This window comes from Ruegeria sp. CE6 (assembly GCF_056537485.1).
This window is the reverse complement of sequence record NZ_JBQFRR010000006.1, coordinates 42,877-61,127: the sequence shown is the minus strand read 5'-3', so window position 1 is coordinate 61,127 and position 18,251 is coordinate 42,877. Positions and strand designations below refer to the sequence as shown.

General features: G+C 57.5%; 20 protein-coding genes. 15 read left to right on the top strand and 5 right to left on the bottom strand.

Annotation, left to right across the window (positions count from 1 at the left end; translation table 11 throughout):
* Positions 1–2: 2 nt before the first annotated feature.
* A complete protein-coding gene (gene argJ / locus ACR0DK_RS19480; protein WP_480571683.1) occupies positions 3–1,229 on the top strand; it encodes a bifunctional glutamate N-acetyltransferase/amino-acid acetyltransferase ArgJ in 1,227 nt (408 codons plus the stop codon).
* On the top strand, positions 1,226–1,624 hold the full coding sequence (gene mutT / locus ACR0DK_RS19475; protein WP_170334201.1) for an 8-oxo-dGTP diphosphatase MutT: 399 nt from the start codon (positions 1,226–1,228) through the stop codon (positions 1,622–1,624). The genes argJ and mutT overlap by 4 nt, the downstream gene beginning before the upstream one ends.
* A 16-nt stretch (positions 1,625–1,640) precedes the next feature.
* Here the strand turns inward: mutT and ACR0DK_RS19470 are convergent, their stop codons facing one another.
* Positions 1,641–2,150 (bottom strand): LCCL domain-containing protein, encoded by a 510-nt coding sequence (locus ACR0DK_RS19470; protein ID WP_480737701.1) that lies wholly within the window; start codon positions 2,148–2,150, stop codon positions 1,641–1,643.
* A gap of 189 nt (positions 2,151–2,339) precedes the next feature.
* Between ACR0DK_RS19470 and ACR0DK_RS19465 the strand changes: the two genes are divergently transcribed.
* The 10 genes from ACR0DK_RS19465 (at position 2,340) to ACR0DK_RS19420 (ending at position 13,234) form a co-directional block, all read left to right on the top strand.
* The gene (locus ACR0DK_RS19465; RefSeq protein ID WP_480737770.1) at positions 2,340–4,283 is read left to right on the top strand and encodes an AMP-binding protein; all 1,944 of its coding nucleotides are present in this window, start codon (positions 2,340–2,342) and stop codon (positions 4,281–4,283) included.
* A gap of 75 nt (positions 4,284–4,358) precedes the next feature.
* Complete coding sequence (locus ACR0DK_RS19460) at positions 4,359–5,177, top strand: ABC transporter ATP-binding protein (protein WP_170426283.1); 819 nt, start codon at positions 4,359–4,361, stop codon at positions 5,175–5,177.
* A gap of 29 nt (positions 5,178–5,206) precedes the next feature.
* Positions 5,207–6,193, top strand: a complete 987-nt coding sequence (locus tag ACR0DK_RS19455) for a branched-chain amino acid ABC transporter permease (protein WP_223117284.1) — start codon at positions 5,207–5,209, stop codon at positions 6,191–6,193.
* 3 nt (positions 6,194–6,196) lie between these two features.
* Positions 6,197–6,454 (top strand): hypothetical protein, encoded by a 258-nt coding sequence (locus ACR0DK_RS19450; RefSeq protein ID WP_170408766.1) that lies wholly within the window; start codon positions 6,197–6,199, stop codon positions 6,452–6,454.
* A 3-nt stretch (positions 6,455–6,457) separates the two neighbouring features.
* A complete protein-coding gene (locus ACR0DK_RS19445; protein WP_170399276.1) occupies positions 6,458–7,534 on the top strand; it encodes a branched-chain amino acid ABC transporter permease in 1,077 nt (358 codons plus the stop codon).
* Between the two features lie 73 nt (positions 7,535–7,607).
* Positions 7,608–8,891 carry an ABC transporter substrate-binding protein gene (locus tag ACR0DK_RS19440; protein WP_170408764.1) on the top strand — a complete coding sequence of 428 codons (1,284 nt, stop codon included), beginning with the start codon at positions 7,608–7,610 and terminating at the stop codon, positions 8,889–8,891.
* A 72-nt stretch (positions 8,892–8,963) separates the two neighbouring features.
* Positions 8,964–9,797 carry an ABC transporter ATP-binding protein gene (locus tag ACR0DK_RS19435; RefSeq protein ID WP_170399269.1) on the top strand — a complete coding sequence of 278 codons (834 nt, stop codon included), beginning with the start codon at positions 8,964–8,966 and terminating at the stop codon, positions 9,795–9,797.
* A gap of 19 nt (positions 9,798–9,816) precedes the next feature.
* Positions 9,817–11,034: an acyl-CoA synthetase family protein gene (locus ACR0DK_RS19430; RefSeq protein WP_170426281.1), complete on the top strand. Its 1,218-nt coding sequence runs from the start codon at positions 9,817–9,819 to the stop codon at positions 11,032–11,034.
* A gap of 106 nt (positions 11,035–11,140) precedes the next feature.
* Positions 11,141–12,805 (top strand): ABC transporter permease, encoded by a 1,665-nt coding sequence (locus ACR0DK_RS19425; protein ID WP_480737698.1) that lies wholly within the window; start codon positions 11,141–11,143, stop codon positions 12,803–12,805.
* Positions 12,806–12,883: 78 nt separating this feature from the next.
* Positions 12,884–13,234, top strand: coding sequence for a DUF2794 domain-containing protein (locus tag ACR0DK_RS19420; RefSeq protein ID WP_170399260.1), 351 nt, complete (start codon positions 12,884–12,886; stop codon positions 13,232–13,234).
* On the opposite strand, the gene ACR0DK_RS19415 is transcribed toward ACR0DK_RS19420, so the two are convergent.
* From ACR0DK_RS19415 to ACR0DK_RS19400, 4 genes are all read right to left on the bottom strand, one after another.
* Complete coding sequence (locus ACR0DK_RS19415; RefSeq protein ID WP_170627008.1) at positions 13,231–13,968, bottom strand: NlpC/P60 family protein; 738 nt, start codon at positions 13,966–13,968, stop codon at positions 13,231–13,233. The genes ACR0DK_RS19420 and ACR0DK_RS19415 overlap by 4 nt on opposite strands.
* Positions 13,965–15,347, bottom strand: a complete 1,383-nt coding sequence (locus ACR0DK_RS19410) for a leucyl aminopeptidase family protein (protein ID WP_480737695.1) — start codon at positions 15,345–15,347, stop codon at positions 13,965–13,967. Before ACR0DK_RS19410 ends, ACR0DK_RS19415 begins: the two co-directional genes overlap by 4 nt.
* A 64-nt stretch (positions 15,348–15,411) precedes the next feature.
* The gene (locus ACR0DK_RS19405; protein WP_170399254.1) at positions 15,412–15,801 is read right to left on the bottom strand and encodes a hypothetical protein; all 390 of its coding nucleotides are present in this window, start codon (positions 15,799–15,801) and stop codon (positions 15,412–15,414) included.
* 27 nt (positions 15,802–15,828) lie between these two features.
* Positions 15,829–16,017 (bottom strand): hypothetical protein, encoded by a 189-nt coding sequence (locus tag ACR0DK_RS19400; RefSeq protein WP_170627010.1) that lies wholly within the window; start codon positions 16,015–16,017, stop codon positions 15,829–15,831.
* Between ACR0DK_RS19400 and ACR0DK_RS19395 the strand changes: the two genes are divergently transcribed.
* The 3 genes from ACR0DK_RS19395 (at position 16,016) to ACR0DK_RS19385 (ending at position 18,212) form a co-directional block, all read left to right on the top strand.
* Positions 16,016–16,495 (top strand): phosphoribosyl-AMP cyclohydrolase, encoded by a 480-nt coding sequence (locus ACR0DK_RS19395; RefSeq protein WP_170399250.1) that lies wholly within the window; start codon positions 16,016–16,018, stop codon positions 16,493–16,495. The two genes, ACR0DK_RS19400 and ACR0DK_RS19395, sit on opposite strands and share 2 nt — an antisense overlap.
* Positions 16,496–16,581: 86 nt before the next feature.
* Positions 16,582–17,118 carry an SRPBCC family protein gene (locus ACR0DK_RS19390; protein ID WP_170408759.1) on the top strand — a complete coding sequence of 179 codons (537 nt, stop codon included), beginning with the start codon at positions 16,582–16,584 and terminating at the stop codon, positions 17,116–17,118.
* A gap of 401 nt (positions 17,119–17,519) precedes the next feature.
* The gene (locus ACR0DK_RS19385) at positions 17,520–18,212 is read left to right on the top strand and encodes a M48 family metalloprotease (RefSeq protein WP_480737768.1); all 693 of its coding nucleotides are present in this window, start codon (positions 17,520–17,522) and stop codon (positions 18,210–18,212) included.
* The last annotated feature ends 39 nt before the right edge of the window (positions 18,213–18,251 follow it).

The window sequence follows — 18,251 nt, the reverse complement described above, 5'->3', positions numbered from 1 at the left end:
CCGTGGCCACGATAACCAAGGTTTCACCGCTGGCCCCGGCGGCCTTCCCCGAATTGCCCGCGATCGACGGTGTGCGCTTCGCCACTGTCGAGGCTGGTGTCCGATATCAAGGCCGCACCGATGTGATGCTGGCCGTTCTTGATCCGGGCACCTCGGTGGCCGGAGTGTTCACCCGCTCGGCCACCCGTGCGGCCCCCGTTCTGGATTGTCAGGACAAGATCGGCGGGCCCGGCGACGGGCCTGCAGCGATCCTTGTGAATTCGGGCAACGCCAATGCGTTTACCGGCCATTACGGGCAGACCTCAGTGGCCGAGGTGACGCAAGCCGTCTCCAAAGCTACCGGAGTCGCGGTAGATCGGGTTTTTACCTCGTCGACCGGTGTCATCGGCGAGCCGCTGCCCCATGACCGCATCGTTGCACAGCTTGAGGCGTTGAAGGCGGGCCTCAGCCGTCACGCGATTGAGGACGCGGCGCGCGCGATCATGACCACCGACACCTTCCCGAAGGGGTCGTCGGCGCAGGTCGATATTGGCGGCCAAACAGTCTCTATTGCGGGGATTGCGAAGGGTTCCGGCATGATCGCGCCCGATATGGCGACGATGCTGGTCTATATCTTCACCGATGCTCAGATCGAGCAATCAGCGCTGCAGGCGATGCTGAGCGCGCAGACTGACCGGACCTTCAACTGCATCACCGTGGATAGCGATACCTCGACATCCGACAGCCTCTTGCTTTGCGCCACCGGGGCATCGGGCGTCGATGCCACCGGCAATGCCGCCTTCGCGCAAGCACTGGAAACAGTGATGTTGGACCTTGCGCAGCAAGTGGTCCGCGACGGCGAAGGGGCCACGAAATTCGTAGAAATTCGTGTGACCGGCGCCGCCACGGATGCTGATGCCAAAACCCACGGGCTGGCTATCGCCAACTCCCCGCTGGTCAAAACCGCCATCGCGGGCGAGGACCCGAATTGGGGCCGTATCGTCATGGCCATCGGCAAATCCGGTGCTGCTGCAGACCGCGACCTTTTGAGCATATCGTTCGGAGACATCCTTGTGGCTGAAAAAGGCTGGGTCAGCCCCGACTACCGCGAGGAAGACGCTGCGGCCTATATGAAAGGTCAGGATTTGGTGATCGCAGTCGATCTGGGACTGGGTCAGGGCGCTTCCACCGTCTGGACCTGCGATCTGACCCACGGCTATATCGAGATCAACGCGGATTATCGCTCGTGAAGACAGTATTGGTGTCTGCTGTCGCTCTGATCGACATCGAGGGCCGCGTCCTGCTGGCCCAACGTCCCGAGGGCAAATCCATGGCCGGTCTGTGGGAATTCCCTGGCGGCAAAATCGAACCCGGCGAAACCCCCGAGGCCGCCCTGATCCGCGAATTGCACGAGGAACTGGGCATCGACACCTGGGCCTCGTGCCTCGCGCCGCTGACCTTTGCTAGCCACAGCTATGACGATTTCCACCTGCTGATGCCGCTGTTTGCCTGCCGCAAATGGGAGGGGATACCGCAATCGAAAGAAGGACAGGCGCTGAAATGGGTGCGGGCGAATGATCTGAGGAACTACCCGATGCCTGCGGCAGATGTGCCGTTGATCCCGATTTTGCGGGATTGGCTATAAGCCCTTAAAAAAGACTCTAATCTGACTCAACTGGCAAAACGACAAAGCTTGGCAAATCACTGTGGTGCATGTCATTGCTGAACATATCGTTACGAAGGCAACCGACGTATTCTGCTTGAGGTTCCCTTTGTTCGATCCGGACTGGCCCGCCCTCACGCGTAGCAATTCCCGCATGCACCGCGGCCATACAAATGTTGCTCCACCAAGCGTACACTTTGCATCCCTGTACATTGAACGGCCGTATCCGTTGCGCCTCTTTTGTGCACATGCACTCAATGGGTAAGTCAAGTTCACCAATATGGCCGGGGCAATCCTGTAACTCATCGGCTGAAATCGGTCGACTCCCGCTACCAGCGATCACAAAAATCGCGATGGCCACAAATATGATCTGCTGAGCTCTATGCATTATCAATTCTATCACGAACTCACGCATTGCCCAAAGAAACGCGGAGGTTGTATTCGCTTTTGGCAGCGCTGGTTTATCCAGTTCAACGATTTTTACATCTTGTACAACTCGGAACTTCACTCCTCCGCCCCTGTTACAATTCGTAAGAATTGAGAAAACATCAGGCAAAACTTGACGCTGATCGTTACGACGTCCCTTATCGGGGCATTGGCGTTCGGGCACCATCCCGAACCCGCCATTTTCGGCCCGGGGAGGGGTCGGATGGGGAGGAGAAAAAGATTGGCTCAGACGCAGTCGGGCGCTGAAGGGATGGACTCTCTTCCGGCGCTATTACACCGCAATGTGACCCAGTTCGGGGATGCCCCGGCCTATCGGGAAAAGGAATTCGGGATCTGGCAATGCTGGACCTGGGCGGAAGCCGCCAAAGAAATCCGTGCCATCGCGCTTGGGTTTCTAGAACTTGGCGTTGAAAAGGGTGACCATATTGCTGTGATTGGTCGGAACCGTCCCGCCCATTACTGGTCGATGGTTGCCGCACAGATGGTAGGCGCGGTGCCGGTGCCTCTGTATCAGGATTCGGTCGCCGAAGAGATGGCCTATGTGCTGGAACATTGCGGTGCGAAATATGTCGTCTGCGGTGATCAGGAGCAGGTCGACAAAGTCATCGAGATTCAGGAAAATCTCCATCAGGTCAAACACATACTTTATACCGACAAGCGCGGGATGCGGAAGTATGACCACTCGCAGATGAACGCGCTTGAGGACATCATGGCCGAGGGCAGTGCGGGGCACGCGCGGTTTGATGCGGAACTGGACAAGCGCATTGCGGCGATCACCTATGACGATACCTGCGTGATGCTCTATACCTCGGGCACCACGGGCAAGCCCAAAGGCGTGGTGCTGTCGAACCGGAATGTTATTGAAAGCGCCAAGAATTCCGCAGAGTTCGATCATCTGACCCGAAATGAGGATATCCTGTCCTACCTGCCAATGGCGTGGGTTGGGGATTTCATATTCTCCATCGGTCAGGCCTATTGGTGCGGTTTCTGTGTGAATTGCCCGGAAAGCGCAGACACGATGATGACCGACCTGCGCGAGATCGGGCCGACCTATTTCTTTGCCCCGCCGCGGGTGTTCGAGACCCAGCTGACCAACGTGATGATCCGGATGGAGGATGCGGGCAAGCTGAAGCAGCGCATGTTCCATTATTTCATGGCCCATGCCAAGAAGGTGGGTGGCCTGTTGCTGGACGGCAAGCCGGTGGGCTTTGGCGACAAGCTGAAATACACGCTGGGCAATTTGCTGGTCTATGGCCCGCTGAAAGATACGCTTGGCTATGGCCGGTTCCGTGTGGGCTATACGGCGGGTGAAGCGATCGGGCCGGAAATTTTTGATTTCTACCGCTCTTTGGGCATTAACCTGAAGCAGCTTTACGGTCAGACCGAAGCGACCGTGTTCATCACCGTGCAGCCGGATGGCGAGGTACGGGCGGATACGGTTGGTGTTCCGGCCCCAGATGTCGAGCTGAAGATCGATGATAAGGGCGAGATTCATTACCGCTCACCTGGCGTGTTCGTCGAGTATTACAACAACCCGGATTCGACGGCTTCGACCAAGGATGCCGAAGGTTGGGTGGCGACGGGGGATGCCGGGTTCATCGAGGAGAACTCCGGCCATCTACGGATCATTGACCGTGCCAAAGACGTGGGCAAGATGGCTGATGGTTCGATGTTCGCGCCGAAATATGTCGAGAACAAGCTGAAGTTTTATCCCGATATTCTTGAAGCCGTGCTGTTCGGGAATGGCAAGGATCGATGCGTGGCTTTCATCAATATCGATTTGACAGCGGTTGGAAACTGGGCGGAACGCAACAACGTTGCTTATGCATCTTACCAAGAACTGGCGGGACATCCGCGTGTGTTAGAGACGATTAAGACGCATGTGGAAGAGGTAAACAAGTCGGTTGCCGCCGATGAAATGCTATCGGGTTGTCAGGTGCATCGCTTCGTGGTGTTGCACAAGGAACTGGATGCCGATGATGGCGAGATGACCCGGACCCGCAAGGTGCGGCGTGGGTTTGTCGAGGACAAATTCAGCGACATTATAGCGGCGTTGTACGACGGGTCGTCGAGCGTTTCGACCACGACTGAAGTGACCTATGAAGATGGTCGTAAGGGATCGATTTCTGCGACGTTGGAAATTGTCGATGCGCCAGTGGTTCCGGTCGCGCAGCACAAGGTGGCGGCGGAATGAGTGGGCTGACGCGCGCCGCTCGACCTGCGGTCATCGCCCCGCCCGCCGTCCCGTTTTTGTGTCAGGGAGGTTCTGATGCTGGATAACTCCGAAGGATATGTCACCGAAGACGGCCGCAAGATCGGCGGTGTGGTGATGGAGATGAAGAACATCACCCTGCGCTTTGGCGGCGTGGTGGCCATCAAGGATATCTCGTTCGACATCCGTGAGGGTGAGATCCGGGCAATCATCGGGCCAAACGGGGCGGGTAAGTCCTCGATGCTGAATGTGATCTCGGGCTTTTATGTTCCGCAAGAGGGTGAGGTTTGGTTTCACGGTGCCAAACGCCCTCCGATGCGGCCCTTTGAAGTGGCCCAGCAAGGTATCGCGCGGACGTTTCAAAACATCGCTCTGTTCGAAGGCATGAGCGTGTTGGATAATGTGATGACCGGGCGTTTGGGTTTTATGAAGACCAATATTCTTCAGCAAGCGCTGTGGAAGGGCAAGGCCGAGGCAGAAGAGACCGAGAACCGCGAGGCGGTCGAGAAGATCATTGATTTCCTTGAGATTCAGCACATCCGCAAAACGCCGGTGTCCCGCCTGCCTTACGGGTTGAAGAAACGCGTCGAACTGGCGCGCGCGCTGGCGGCGGAACCGAAACTGCTGCTGCTGGATGAGCCGATGGCCGGGATGAACGTCGAAGAGAAAGAGGACATGAGCCGCTTTATCCTCGACGTGAATGACGAGTTTGGCACCACGATTGCGCTGATCGAGCACGATATGGGCGTGGTAATGGATCTGAGCGACCGTGTGGTTGTGATGGATTACGGCAAAAAGATTGGTGACGGCACCCCGGATGAGGTGCGCAACAACCAAGAAGTCATTGATGCCTATTTGGGGGTCAGCCATGACTGAGGTCCGGGCAAAATTGGGGAGGGGCTGGCATGCCTGAACAATTAATCTTCGCGATGGAGGTCATCCTCAACGGTCTGATGGCTGGGGTGCTGTATGCGCTGGTCGCGCTGGGCTTTGTGTTGATCTACAAGGCGTCGGGGATTTTCAATTATGCCCAAGGGGTTATGGCCCTGTTTGCGGCGATGACGCTGGTCGGAATCATGAACGGGCAGGTGCCTTTTGCGCATCTGATCAACGCGACTTTCGGCACGCATGTCTATAATTTTGGTTGGAATGTGCCCGCTTTGCTGGCGATTGTCCTGACCATGGCCGTGATGGTGTTGCTGGCCTGGTGTGTGCAACGGTTCGTCATGCGCCATCTGGTCGGGCAAGAACCGATCATCCTGTTCATGGCGACCATCGGTCTGGCCTATTTCCTTGAGGGCGTCGCCGACCTGATGTGGGGGTCCGAGATCAAGACGCTGGATGTGGGTTTGCCGCAGGGTATCAACCTGTGGATTGACGAGACGACCTTTAATATCTTCGACTACGGTTTCTTCATCGACAATCTGGACATCGTGGCCACGATCATCGCAGCACTTCTGGTGGCGGCTCTGGTCGCGTTCAGCCAGTACACCAAGCAGGGTCGGGCGATGCGTGCGGTGGCGGATGACCATCAGGCGGCGCTATCGGTCGGGATTTCGCTGAACTTCATCTGGATCATGGTCTGGTCGGTCGCCGGGTTTGTGGCGCTGGTCGCGGGCATCATGTGGGGCACCAAATCGGGCGTTCAGTTCTCGCTGTCGCTGATCGCGCTGAAGGCGCTGCCGGTGCTGATGCTAGGCGGGTTCACCTCGATCCCCGGAGCCATCGTCGGTGGCCTGATCATCGGTGTGGGTGAGAAACTGTTCGAGTTCGCCATCGGCCCAATGGTTGGCGGTGCGACTGAGAACTGGTTTGCCTATGTATTGGCGCTGATATTCCTCGTGTTCCGACCTCAAGGCCTGTTCGGCGAGAAGATCATCGAGAGGGTGTAGGGCGTGACCAAGCTGATTGCCATCATCAACGTGATCGCATGGGCGGGGTTTTGGGCTTTCGGCTACATCGCCCTGACATCGAGCGATCTGACCGAGGGCCAACTTGTGATCGCTGTAATTCTGGCCTTTGCCGGGCTGGTCATGGGCATCCTGGCTTACATGAAACTGGTGCGCGCTTCCGAGGCCACCGGATATGCCAAAGGGTCCAATCAACTGGACGCCGCTGCCCGCAATCGGGCGCAGGAAGAATGGGGAAAGTAAGACATGTTCTATCGTGAGGCTGGGGATTTCAAAACCTCATACATCGCCGACAGCCAGACTTTCCCGATCAAGTTTGACCGGTATCGGTATTATGTCGTGCTGGCGGTGGCGTTCGGGATCATTCCGTTCATCATCAACGACTATTGGGCCAACGCGCTGCTGCTGCCATTCCTGATCTATGCGATTGCGGCGATCGGGCTGAACATTCTGGTGGGCTATTGTGGACAGGTTTCGCTGGGCACCGGCGGGTTCATGGCGGTGGGGGCTTATGCCTGCTACAAACTGATGACAGCGTTTCCAGATGTCAGCATGTTCATTCATGTGCTGCTGGCAGGCGGGATCACGGCCATCGTGGGCGTGTTGTTCGGCTTGCCCTCCTTGCGGATCAAGGGGTTCTATCTGGCGGTGGCGACGCTGGCGGCGCAGTTCTTTCTGGTGTGGCTGTTCAACCGGGTGCCGTGGTTCTACAACTATTCGGCTTCGGGTCAGATCAATGCACCGGAACGCGACGTATTTGGGATCATCATCACCGGCCCGAATGCTCCGGCATGGGCGACTTATCTGTTCTGCCTGATCTTCCTGACCGTCTGCGCGATCATCGCGCGTAACCTGACCCGCGGCACCACTGGTCGTACCTGGATGGCAATCCGCGACATGGACATCGCTGCCGAGATCATCGGGGTGAACCCGCTCAAGGCCAAGCTGACAGCTTTTGCCGTCAGCTCGTTCTTTGTGGGCATCGCCGGGGCGCTGTTCTTTGCAGTCTATCTGGGCGCGGTCGAGGTTGGAGAAGTGTTCGGCATTCAAAAATCGTTCCTGGTGCTGTTCATGGTGATTATCGGCGGATTAGGGTCTATTTTTGGGTCCTTTGCCGGTGCCGCCTTCCTCGTGCTGCTGCCAGTCGTTTTGAAACTGCTTGGCGTCGATCTGCTGGGCTGGCCCACAGATATCGTGGCGCACCTGAACCTCGTAATCGTCGGTGCTCTGATCATCATGTTCCTGATCCTCGAACCGCACGGTCTGGCGCAGCTGTGGCGTGTGGCGAAAGAGAAACTCAGGCTCTGGCCGTTCCCGCACTAAGGACCGGCCCAACGAAAAGACGGGTGTGAAACCCGAAACCCAACATCGGATCAACCAAGGGAGGAGACACCCGATGAAAAAGAAACTGGCAACCCTGGCGCTGGGCGCCGTGATGGCCGCAGGTCCGGTCATGGCCGACCTCGTATTCCCGTCGCTCAGTTACCGGACCGGGCCTTATGCGGCCGGCGGTATCCCATTTGCGGACGGATATGCCGACTACTTCACACTGCTGAACGAACGCGATGGCGGTATCGGCGGTGTTGCGGCCAACGTGATCGAATGCGAGACCGGATATAACACGGAAAAAGGCGTGGAATGTTATGAATCGACCAAGGGCGAAGGTGCTCTGGTCTATCAGCCCCTGTCCACCGGCATCACCTATCAGTTGATCCCTAAAGTGACCGCAGACGGCATTCCGCTGCACACAATGGGTTATGGCCGCACCTCGGCGGCGAACGGTAAGGTGTTCAGCAACGTGTTCAACTATCCTGCCAACTACTGGAACGGGGCGTCGGGCGCGATCAACTATCTGCTGGACGAAAACGGTGGCGACTTGAGCGGTAAGAAGATCGCGCTGGTCTATCACAACTCGGCCTATGGCAAGGAACCGATCCGTACGCTGGAAACACTGGCTGAAAAACATGGCTATGACCTGACCCTGCTGCCGGTCGACCACCCCGGTCAGGAGCAGAAGTCGCAGTGGCTGCAAATCCGCCGGGAAAAGCCCGACTATGTGATCATGTGGGGCTGGGGCGTGATGAACCAGGTCGCAGTGCAAGAAGCCGCCAATATCCGCTTCCCGATGGAGAACTTCATCGGCGTCTGGTGGTCCGGGGCCGAGTTTGATGTTGAGCCTGCGGGTGATAAGGCCACCGGCTACAAAGCGCTGACCTTCACCGGTCTGGGCGACGACTATCCTGTCTATGACGACCTGAAGAAATATGTCGTCGATGCGGGCAAAGCTGCAGGCGCCGGTGATCAACTGGGTACGGTGCAGTACAACCGCGGCCTCTATGCTGCGATGCTGGCCGCAGAAGCAGTGAAGACCGCGCAAGAGATGCACGGCACTGCCGAAATCGATGCATCGATGATGCGCGATGGCATGGAGGCGCTGGAGATCACCAACGCCAAGATGGAAGCGCTGGGTATGGCCGGTTTCGGACCTGAATTCGCGGTCTCATGCGAAAACCACGGCGGCCCAGGCCTTGTCGGCGTTGTTCAGTGGGATGCAGCGGCGGGTACCTGGAACTCGATTCAGGGCTTCGAACCGACTGACGCTGAGGTCATCAACGCACTGATCGACGAAGACTCGGGCGCATATGCTGCTGAGAACAATATTTCTCAGCGCTGCGAATAAGGTGCTCTGAACCAAACGGGGCGGCGGATCGCTGCCGCCCCGAACCCCACTCTCGCACAAGGACACGCGCTGATGTTGGATGCGGCACAAACCACTGACGTGCAGGCGGAAACCCTGCTTGAGGTCAACAATATCGAGGTGATCTACAACCATGTGATCCTTGTTCTGAAAGGCGTCAGCCTGACTGTGCCCAAGGGCGGCATCACAGCCCTACTGGGTGGCAATGGTGCGGGCAAGACAACCACATTGAAGGCCGTGTCGAACTTGCTGCATTCGGAACGGGGCGAGGTCACCAAAGGCTCGATTAAATATCGCGGCGAGGGCGTGCATGAAAGCGACCCGGCTGCCTTGGTGGAGAAGGGCGTCATTCAAGTCATGGAAGGCCGCCACTGTTTCGAACACCTCACAGTCGAAGAAAACCTGCTGACCGGTGCCTATACCCGTAAGGACGGGTCTGCCGCGATCCAGCAGGACCTGGAACTGGTTTACAATTACTTCCCACGCTTGAAGGAACGCCGTCGTAGTCAGGCCGGTTATACTTCGGGTGGTGAGCAGCAGATGGTTGCGATGGGCAGGGCTCTGATGTCACGGCCCGAGACCATCCTTCTTGATGAACCCTCAATGGGTCTAGCCCCGCAACTTGTCGAAGAGATTTTTGGCATCGTAAGGGACCTGAACGAGAAGGAAGGCGTGTCCTTCCTGCTGGCTGAGCAGAACACAAATGTGGCTCTAAGGTTTGCTCATTACGGTTATATTCTGGAATCTGGCCGCGTGGTGATGGACGGCCCCGCCGCTGAATTGCGCGAAAACCCGGACGTAAAGGAATTTTATCTCGGCATGTCTGACGAAGGCCGAAAGAGCTTTCGAGACGTGCGCTCATACCGCCGCCGCAAGAGATGGCTGTAAGCGGGTGGAGGATATTTCAATGACCTATTTTGATAAGCTTGAAACCCGATCCGCTGACGAGCGCACCGCTGATCACGCGCGCGCCTTGCCAGAACAGATTGCCCGCGCTCAAAAAGCGCCCGGATATGCCGGCATCCTGTCCAACGTGGACGCCGGCACAGTGACAGACATGCAGGCGCTGGCACAACTGCCGGTTCTGCGAAAATCCGATCTGACAAAGGCGCAGGGCACCCGGCCTCCGTTTGGAGGGTTCACCGTCAAACCGGCGCGGAATTTCCAGCATGTCTTTCAATCTCCGGGGCCAATCTATGAACCCGGCAGCACTGATCACGACTGGTGGCGCATGGGCCGGTTCCTGAATGCTGCAGGGGTTGGTCCGGGCGATATCGTTCAGAACTGTTTTGGCTATCACCTCACCCCCGCGGGCATGATCTTTGAAAGCGGCGCGCAGGCCGTTGGCGCGTCGGTCCTGCCTGCAGGTACAGGTCAGACCGAGTTGCAGGTGACCGCTGCGCGCGATGTGGGTTGCACCGCATATGCAGGTACGCCCGACTATCTGAAAGTCATACTTGATAAAGCCGAAGCCATGGGCGTCGCGCTGAAATTTTCCAAGGCCGTTGTGGGTGGCGGGGCGCTGTTTCCAAGCCTACGACAGGATTACGCCGATCGGGGCATCGTCTGCCTGCAATGCTACGCGACCGCTGATCTGGGCAACATAGCTTATGAAAGCCCTGCGATGGAGGGTATGATCATCGACGAACACGTGATCGTTGAGATCGTCACCCCCGGCACAGGAACCCCGGTTGCACCTGGTGAAGTAGGTGAGGTGGTTGTGACCACGCTGAACCCCGATTACCCGTTGATCCGTTTTGCCACCGGTGATCTGTCGGCGATCATGCCTGGAGAGTCTCCGTGCGGGCGCACAAATATGCGTATCAAAGGCTGGATGGGTCGCGCCGATCAGACCACCAAGATCAAGGGCATGTTCGTCCGCCCCGAACAGGTGGCTGCGCTGGTCGACAAGCATGATGAAATCGTCAAGGCGCGTGTCATTGCGGCGCGACAGGGCGAGATGGATACCATGACCGTTCAGATCGAAAGCCCCTGCGAGAACGATGGTGCCTATGCAAAATCGGTGGTCGAAGTCCTGAAACTGAAAGGCGCGATTGAAGTTGTGGCGCCGGGCTCTTTGCCCAAAGATGGCTTGGTGATCGAGGATCAGCGCGTTTATGAATAGGGATCTGCGGCAAACATTGCCGCAGTTTTTGTTAGTCGGCCCACTGGTGTTTCTTAGAGTTTTAGTCGATTAAAGGCAGACCCTGTGGGATTCTCAGTCAGACGCCATGGCCGAAGTCGAATATTCAGAACACGGAACGCATAATCGCGGCGCCCTAGGTACACGCTTTGTGGGCGGCATTGCCTATGTCGTGGCGGCCGCTTGTCTGTTGCCAATGGTGGCGGTTGTTCTGGCGGCGGTGACCGGTGGCACCGACACAATTTCCCATTTGTTAGAGACTGTTTTGCCTGGCTATGTGCTGACCACGGTGATCCTGGTGGTGCTGGTCGCAGCAGGGACGTTTTCGATTGGTGTCGGCGCTGCCTGGCTGGTCACGATGACCCGCTTTCCCGGAGTGCGGTGGCTGGAAATCGCTCTGGTCCTGCCGCTGGCCTTTCCGGCTTATGTGCTGGCCTATGCCTATACCTTCATTCTGGATCACCCCGGAATCGTTCAGACCACGCTGCGGGATGTGACCGGCTGGGGCCCGCGCGACTATTGGTTCCCCGAGATTCGCTCGACCGAGGGAGCGGCGGTGATGTTGATCCTGGTGTTGTATCCCTATGTCTATTTGCTGGCGCGCGCGGCATTTCTGCAGCAAAGCGCCACGGCCTTTCTGGCGGCCCGGGCGCTGGGCAATGGCCCCTGGCATGCCTTTTGGCGCGTATCCCTGCCGATGGCACGACCGGCGATTGCGGGGGGCGTCTTGCTGGCGGTTATGGAAACCATCGCCGATTTCGGCACAGTCGCCTATTTCGGAGTGCAGACTTTTGCCACTGGCATCTACACAAGCTGGTTTTCCATGGCTGATCGCGCTGCTGCGGCGCAACTCGCCCTTTGTCTGTTGGGTTTTGCGCTTGTCATGGCCGTGGCCGAGCGGACACAGCGCGGCAAAGCCAAATACTATCAGGCAGGCAAGCGCCACGCAGGTCTGCCAGCGGCGCAACTCAAGGGATGGCAATCACTTGCGGCATTTCTGCTATGCGCAATTCCCGTCCTGTTCGGATTCCTTCTGCCTGTGGTTATCCTGGTGCAGATGGGTTTGGAATCCGAGCAGTACCTGCTGTCGCGCCGATATATCGGGTTCATACAGAACTCGCTGACACTGGCGGGGACTGCGGCGGTTATCACCGTCAGCGCGGCGATTTCGATAGGATTCTTCCAACGCCTGCGCCCCGGACGCGGGGCCGCAATGGCGGCTTATGTGGCGCGGTTGGGCTATGCGGTGCCGGGTGGCGTGATTGCCGTGGGGCTGATCGTCCCCTTTGCGGGATTCGACAACGCACTGGATGCGTGGATGCGCCAAACCTTTGGTATCTCGACCGGACTGTTGGTCACGGGATCTATCTGGTTGTTGATCGCGGCCTATATGGTGCGCTTTTTGGCCGCCGCGCTCAGCGCGTATGAGGGTGGGCAGAGTACCGTTCACGCCAATATGGATGCCGCGGCGCGGTCACTGGGTCAAACCCCGTTAGGAACGCTGCGCCGGGTGCATCTGCCGATCCTTACGCCTTCGCTGCTAACGGCACTGTTGATTGTCTTTGTGGATGTGATGAAAGAGCTGCCCGCGACCCTGATCATGCGGCCTTTTAACTTCGACACTCTAGCAGTGCAGGCCTATCGTCTGGCCTCGGATGAGAGGCTTGAAGGTGCAGCGGTTCCGTCGCTGGTTATTCTGGCTGTCGGGTTGCTGCCGGTGATCCTAATTTGCCGTCAGGTTGGGCGCAGATAGCGGGCGGGCGATCCAAAAATACAACACCTTGATGCCAGTGGGCTTGATTCGACGGCGATTTCCGGCAAGGCTTGTCATATGAACATGCAGCCTCCCAGCCGGTTCGGGTCCGGCTCTGCCCAGATGCCGGTCGCGTTTGACCGGCGCGAGATGTCTCAAATCCTGTCTGTTTATGGCCGAATGGTCGCTGCCGGTGAATGGCGCGACTACGGAATCTCGAACCTGCGGGATATGGCGGTATTTTCGATTTTTCGGCGCACGGCGGAACATCCCATCTACAGGGTCGAGAAGCACCCGCGCCTGCGGCTACGTCAGGGCATGTATTCCGTGGTCGGCATGGATGGGCGTATTTTGAAGCGCGGGCACGATCTGCGCGCGGTTCTGAGGGTTCTGGAACGCAAGCTTATCCGTGCGGTTGACCTGGATTAGAGCCTTTTATGCGCTGTAACCGGCCCGTCGCCCTGGGCGGCGATCCGGGCAATCGCCTGATCCATCGGTTCGAGCGCAACGGCCATGTGATAGGCGTTGGCGTGAAGTAGAAGGTTTTCGGCGGCAACCCAGGCAACATGGCCTTTCCAGAACAGCAAGTCTCCGCGCCGTGCGGGATCGCCCTCGGGCACCGATCCACCAACTTCGCGTTCCTGATCGCCGCTGTCTCCGGGACAAGGAACGCCGCAGGCGAGCAGTGCGAGCTGCACGAGGCCCGAGCAATCCAGCCCGAATCGACTGTTACCACCCCAAAGATAAGGGGTGCCGAGAAAAAGTTCGGCCGCGGTAACGGGATCGGTCAGCAGGGAATAGGCGGGCACGGCATGCACCCCCGGAATGAACCCGATTGGCGTTTCCAGAAACCCGCTCTCCTCAGACAGAGCCCTGATTTTGCTTCCAAAGCTCAGCGAGGTCAGATCGCGGCTTTTAATATCGGGCTTCTCATAGGCATGGGTCGAAGCGGCGACGATCCAGTGAGTCTGTGGCTCAATTGGTCCCAGATGGTCCGTCGCCACCCATCCGGTATAGCCGTCCTTGCTGGCTGAGATCTCGCTCCAGCCGTTTTGGTCGTCCAAAACAGTGACCGTGTCGCCGAACAATAATTGCCGGTCGCGCGGACCGTCAGGGTGGCGCAGCAGGTCTATGACCGGTTGAATGATGCGCGCCTGAGTCATAGGCCAAGGATCTCTGGCAAAGCACCCAGAAGGGCACGCGGGCCTTGGCCCAAACCACCCTTGCTGCGACCGGGTTCCTTACTGCGTTGCCACGAATAGATGTCAAAATGCATATAGCGACTTTCGGCAGCGAACCGGCGCAGGAACAGTGCCGCGGTGATAGAGCCTGCAAATCCACCAGAAGGCGCATTGTCGAGGTTAGCGATGCCGGGTTCGATCATCGCTTCATAGGGGTCATGAAAAGGCATACGCCAGACCGGATCAGCGGCAGCCCGGCCAGCATGCGCCAGCACGTCCGCGGCTTTGTCGTCATCGGTATAAAACGGGGCCAGATCAGCGCCCAATGCAACCCGGGCCGCGCCAGTCAAAGTGGCCATCGAGATGAGCAGGTTTGGTGCCCCTTCATGCGCCAGAGCAAGGGCATCGGCCAGCACCAACCGACCCTCGGCATCAGTGTTGTTTATCTCAACCGTTAGCCCATTGCGCGCCGTCAGGATGTCGCCGGGGCGGAAAGCATTGCCCGCTACTGCGTTTTCGACCGCCGGGATCAGGACCCGTAATTGCACCTTCAGATCCAGCGCCATGATCATACGGGCCAGACCCAGCAAATTGGCCGCTCCGCCCATATCTTTTTTCATCAACCCCATCGAAGCACCGGGTTTCAGATTCAGGCCGCCGGTATCGAAACAGACCCCTTTCCCAACTAATGTTAGTTTTGGCCCGTGGTCACCCCAGTTCATCTCGATCAGACGCGGGGCCTGTTCGGCAGCACGCCCGACCGCGTGGATCATCGGAAAATTCTGTTCCAGCAACGCATCGCCTGTGATGACCGAGATGTCTGCGCCGTGTTCCCGTGCCAGTGCCTCAACCGCGTGTTGTAATTGCACCGGGCCCATGTCCGAAGCGGGTGTGTTGACCAGATCCCGTGTCAATGCCTCGGCATTGGCCATGATTTCGATCCGCCGGGCATCTACGCCCTCGGGCGCGATCAGCGTGGCGTTAGCCGGGCTTTGCGCTGCATAGCGATCAAAGGCATATCCCGTCATCAGCCAGCCCAGGCATTCAGCCTCAAGCACATCTGCGGGAACGCCCGAGGCGATATGATATGTGCCCTTGGGCAGCGATTCTGCGGCAGCGGCTAGCGGAAATCGCTTGCGTACCCGTTTTGCCGCGCTGCCATATCCCGCCATGGCAAACTGCGGATTACCATCTGTGCCGGGCACCAGAAGTGTTTGACCCAGAGCTCCGGAAAACCCATCGGCCGCAACCCAAGCTCGGATATGATCCGGCTGATCGGTCAGCCAGCTTTCAAAATCTGATTGCTCTAACACATGTAGTGGCAACGATGGGTCGGAGGCAGGGGCGAAGGACAGGGTCATGCGTGTCTCGGCTGGTTGGATTTTCGCCCAGACTATCTGTCTGCGGCGCACTCGCAACCCCCTCTCAGACAGATAGATCTTGCTGGTCCCAGACGGCAGTCAGCGATCGCTCACCCACCCGGATTAGGCGGCTCAGAGTCGCCCCTGTCGCCACCGCATCGCCAGCGTCGACAGTACAAGCTACATCGCCTGCCACACGTGCCAGTGCTGTCATGCCGATTTGCTCGGATATGGCCACGAGAGATTTTGCGCATTTGCGCAGCCCGGCCCAATCGCGTTGCCGCCAAAACCGTTCACAATTCGACAGCCGCAACGCCAGTTCTTCAACCGTGCGGCACAGCACGTCCATCGCGTTGGTGTCGCCAAGCTGATTGTACAGGCTGCTCAGGCGGTCCGGGTCCAGACGCACGGGTTCCTTCTGTTCCAGTGTGATAATCTTGTCCACCACATTCACCCCAATTGAAATGCCCCCACGGCACAGTCAGAGATTGGCGGCAAAATACTTTGCAAAACCTTGCACCGGTTCAAAAGAATGGGTCGAATTTTCTGAGAATTCAGGCTTCCACGCGGTTCTGTGGGCAAAACCGGGCGAGAGTCCGGTCACACCTCTTGCGTTGACGCTCACTTGCTGCCAGTACCATAGAAACCGGACAGAGAAGGACAGGATCATGCCGATTACCACTGACGAGCTGGCCGCTGCCCGTACCGCCTGGGGCGATGGGTTGATTGCGATCTCCAAAGCTTTTGAAGACGGTGGGATCGATGCGGCCCGTTCCGTTGCCGAGGGTGTTCTAGATGCGGCATACGGCTATAATCTGGGTCCGGTCCTGTTCAAACCAACTATGGCATCCGGAGATCAAACCTTTCGCCCGACTCGCCACGGTGCACTGGCCTATTTTGTCGGTCACGATGCCGAATTTCCGCTTGATGGCGGTTTCGGAATCAAGGGTTGGCGCGAAATGGCAAGTGAGACATCGGCCAGCTTCGTCGAAGGCGATGTCGCCATGTGGATGGGCAAGGTCATTCTGACGGATAGCCAAGGTAACATAACGCAAGTCGACAAAAGCTTCGGCTACAAAAAAGACGCTGACGGAGTGCTTCGCATCGTGCTGCACCATTCGTCGCTGCCTTACCAGCCACCGGCCTGATCCTGCGGGCCATACGATCGGGCCTCTGAAATTACGTCGATTTTTTGATATGTTTCCGATGATGTTGTCAGAATCGGATCGAGCTCATGAAATTGATTAAACGTATTCTCGTCACCCTACTGGTGATCATTCTGGCGCTTGTCGGAGTATCATATCTTTTGCCTGGTCAGGCCGAGGTGTCCCGCAGCATCACAATCGACGCACCAGCCTCGGCGATCTTTCCCTATGTGAATTCGATGCAGGAGACCGAGAAATGGTCCCCCTGGCTGTCCCGAGACCCCGAAACCAAGCTGAGCTATAGTGGCCCGGAAGCGGGTGTCGGAAACACGCTGAACTGGGCCTCGGACAACCCGCAGGTGGGAACCGGTTCGCAGGAAATCACCGAGAGCACCCCGGATCAGTCCGTGCAAACCGCACTGGATTTTGGCCCGATGGGGACAGCCACCGCCTCGTTCCAGTTGCGGCCAGAAGGATCAGGCACACAGGTTACCTGGGGATTCGTATCCGACCTTGGTATGAACCCCATGTCCCGCTGGATGGGCCTAATGATGGACAATTGGGTCGGCGGAGATTACGAGCGCGGGTTGGAGAATTTGAAGACGCTGGTTGAGGGACAGGGGTGAAGGATCAGGCAGGAGGCATCTCTCTGATGACTGCTTTGAGGCCATACCAGAAACGATTGTTGAACTGTACGTGCGCTCATAGCAGTCCCTTTGCCGCGCAGGAGGCTGGGATCAAGCCATCGTGCAGCGCAAATAACCTCCGCTGACGCGGTGTTCAACTCGGTTCAAGCCCATACAGAACGGGGCGTGGATCGTTTGGTCCTTCGCTTCAATGCCATTTGTAGTGCCTACCATATTGACGACAGCTTAATCGGGGCGACCACCGACAACCCGTCTGTTATTGAATATCAAATCGTGAAGACCGTAGGTTCGAATGTGCAAGTTGGTTTCTCGAAAGCCACAGATTCGATTTTGATGCTCTGAACATTTGGAAAGGTGTGTTTATGAGGCGAACGGTATTGATGTTAGCTGTTGTGGCATTAGCGGGATGCGCTTCAACCACCACTCCTCCATCAGCACCTATTCCAAACCCCGGTCGCGCGAGCGCGCCCGTCAGTTCACAACAGGCACAAATAAGGTTCCGTCAGGTCGCCTCACGAATAGAACCTGTGGCAGAACGCGAATGCCGCCGCCGCACTACGAATGTGAATTGTGATTTTTTGATCCGCATTGATCCAGACAAAAAAGCACCCTCAAACGCGTATCAGAGTTTAAGTAAGTCGGGGCGCCCCGTTATCACAATGACTCAAGCGCTGATACGGAATGTAAACAACACTGACGAACTTGCATTTGTTATGGCGCATGAGGCCGCTCACCACATTCAAGGGCATTTGGCGCGACAGGCCCAAAATGCGGCGGCTGGTGCGGTGCTTTTGGCCGGTCTAGCAACAATTGCGGGGTCAGGGCCGAATGACATTGCCGCAGCACAAGACATTGGAGCCTTTGTTGGCGGCCGCAGCTATTCAAAGAACTTTGAATTGGAAGCTGATCGACTAGGCACGGTAATAACCTACAAAGCGGGTTATGATCCACTCAAAGGTGCGCTGTACTTCGCACGAGTTCCTGATCCTGGTGATCGCTTTCTGGGGACGCATCCCCCAAACTCTCAAAGATACTATGCGGTAAAAGCGACAATGTCCCAGATCGGTGGCTAACCAACTGGTGCTGGATAGGCAATGGCAACGCATGCACAG

Coding starts and splice junctions, on each gene's coding strand:
- ACR0DK_RS19465 (WP_480737770.1), top strand. CDS start 2,340: ATGGACTCTCTTCCGGCGCTATTACACCGCAATGTGACCCAGTTCGGG.
- ACR0DK_RS19460 (WP_170426283.1), top strand. CDS start 4,359: ATGCTGGATAACTCCGAAGGATATGTCACCGAAGACGGCCGCAAGATC.
- ACR0DK_RS19455 (WP_223117284.1), top strand. CDS start 5,207: ATGCCTGAACAATTAATCTTCGCGATGGAGGTCATCCTCAACGGTCTG.
- ACR0DK_RS19445 (WP_170399276.1), top strand. CDS start 6,458: ATGTTCTATCGTGAGGCTGGGGATTTCAAAACCTCATACATCGCCGAC.
- ACR0DK_RS19440 (WP_170408764.1), top strand. CDS start 7,608: ATGAAAAAGAAACTGGCAACCCTGGCGCTGGGCGCCGTGATGGCCGCA.
- ACR0DK_RS19435 (WP_170399269.1), top strand. CDS start 8,964: ATGTTGGATGCGGCACAAACCACTGACGTGCAGGCGGAAACCCTGCTT.
- ACR0DK_RS19430 (WP_170426281.1), top strand. CDS start 9,817: ATGACCTATTTTGATAAGCTTGAAACCCGATCCGCTGACGAGCGCACC.
- ACR0DK_RS19425 (WP_480737698.1), top strand. CDS start 11,141: ATGGCCGAAGTCGAATATTCAGAACACGGAACGCATAATCGCGGCGCC.
- ACR0DK_RS19420 (WP_170399260.1), top strand. CDS start 12,884: ATGAACATGCAGCCTCCCAGCCGGTTCGGGTCCGGCTCTGCCCAGATG.
- ACR0DK_RS19415 (WP_170627008.1), bottom strand. CDS start 13,968: ATGACTCAGGCGCGCATCATTCAACCGGTCATAGACCTGCTGCGCCAC.
- ACR0DK_RS19410 (WP_480737695.1), bottom strand. CDS start 15,347: ATGACCCTGTCCTTCGCCCCTGCCTCCGACCCATCGTTGCCACTACAT.
- ACR0DK_RS19395 (WP_170399250.1), top strand. CDS start 16,016: ATGCCGATTACCACTGACGAGCTGGCCGCTGCCCGTACCGCCTGGGGC.
- ACR0DK_RS19400 (WP_170627010.1), bottom strand. CDS start 16,017: ATGATCCTGTCCTTCTCTGTCCGGTTTCTATGGTACTGGCAGCAAGTG.
- ACR0DK_RS19390 (WP_170408759.1), top strand. CDS start 16,582: ATGAAATTGATTAAACGTATTCTCGTCACCCTACTGGTGATCATTCTG.
- ACR0DK_RS19385 (WP_480737768.1), top strand. CDS start 17,520: ATGTTAGCTGTTGTGGCATTAGCGGGATGCGCTTCAACCACCACTCCT.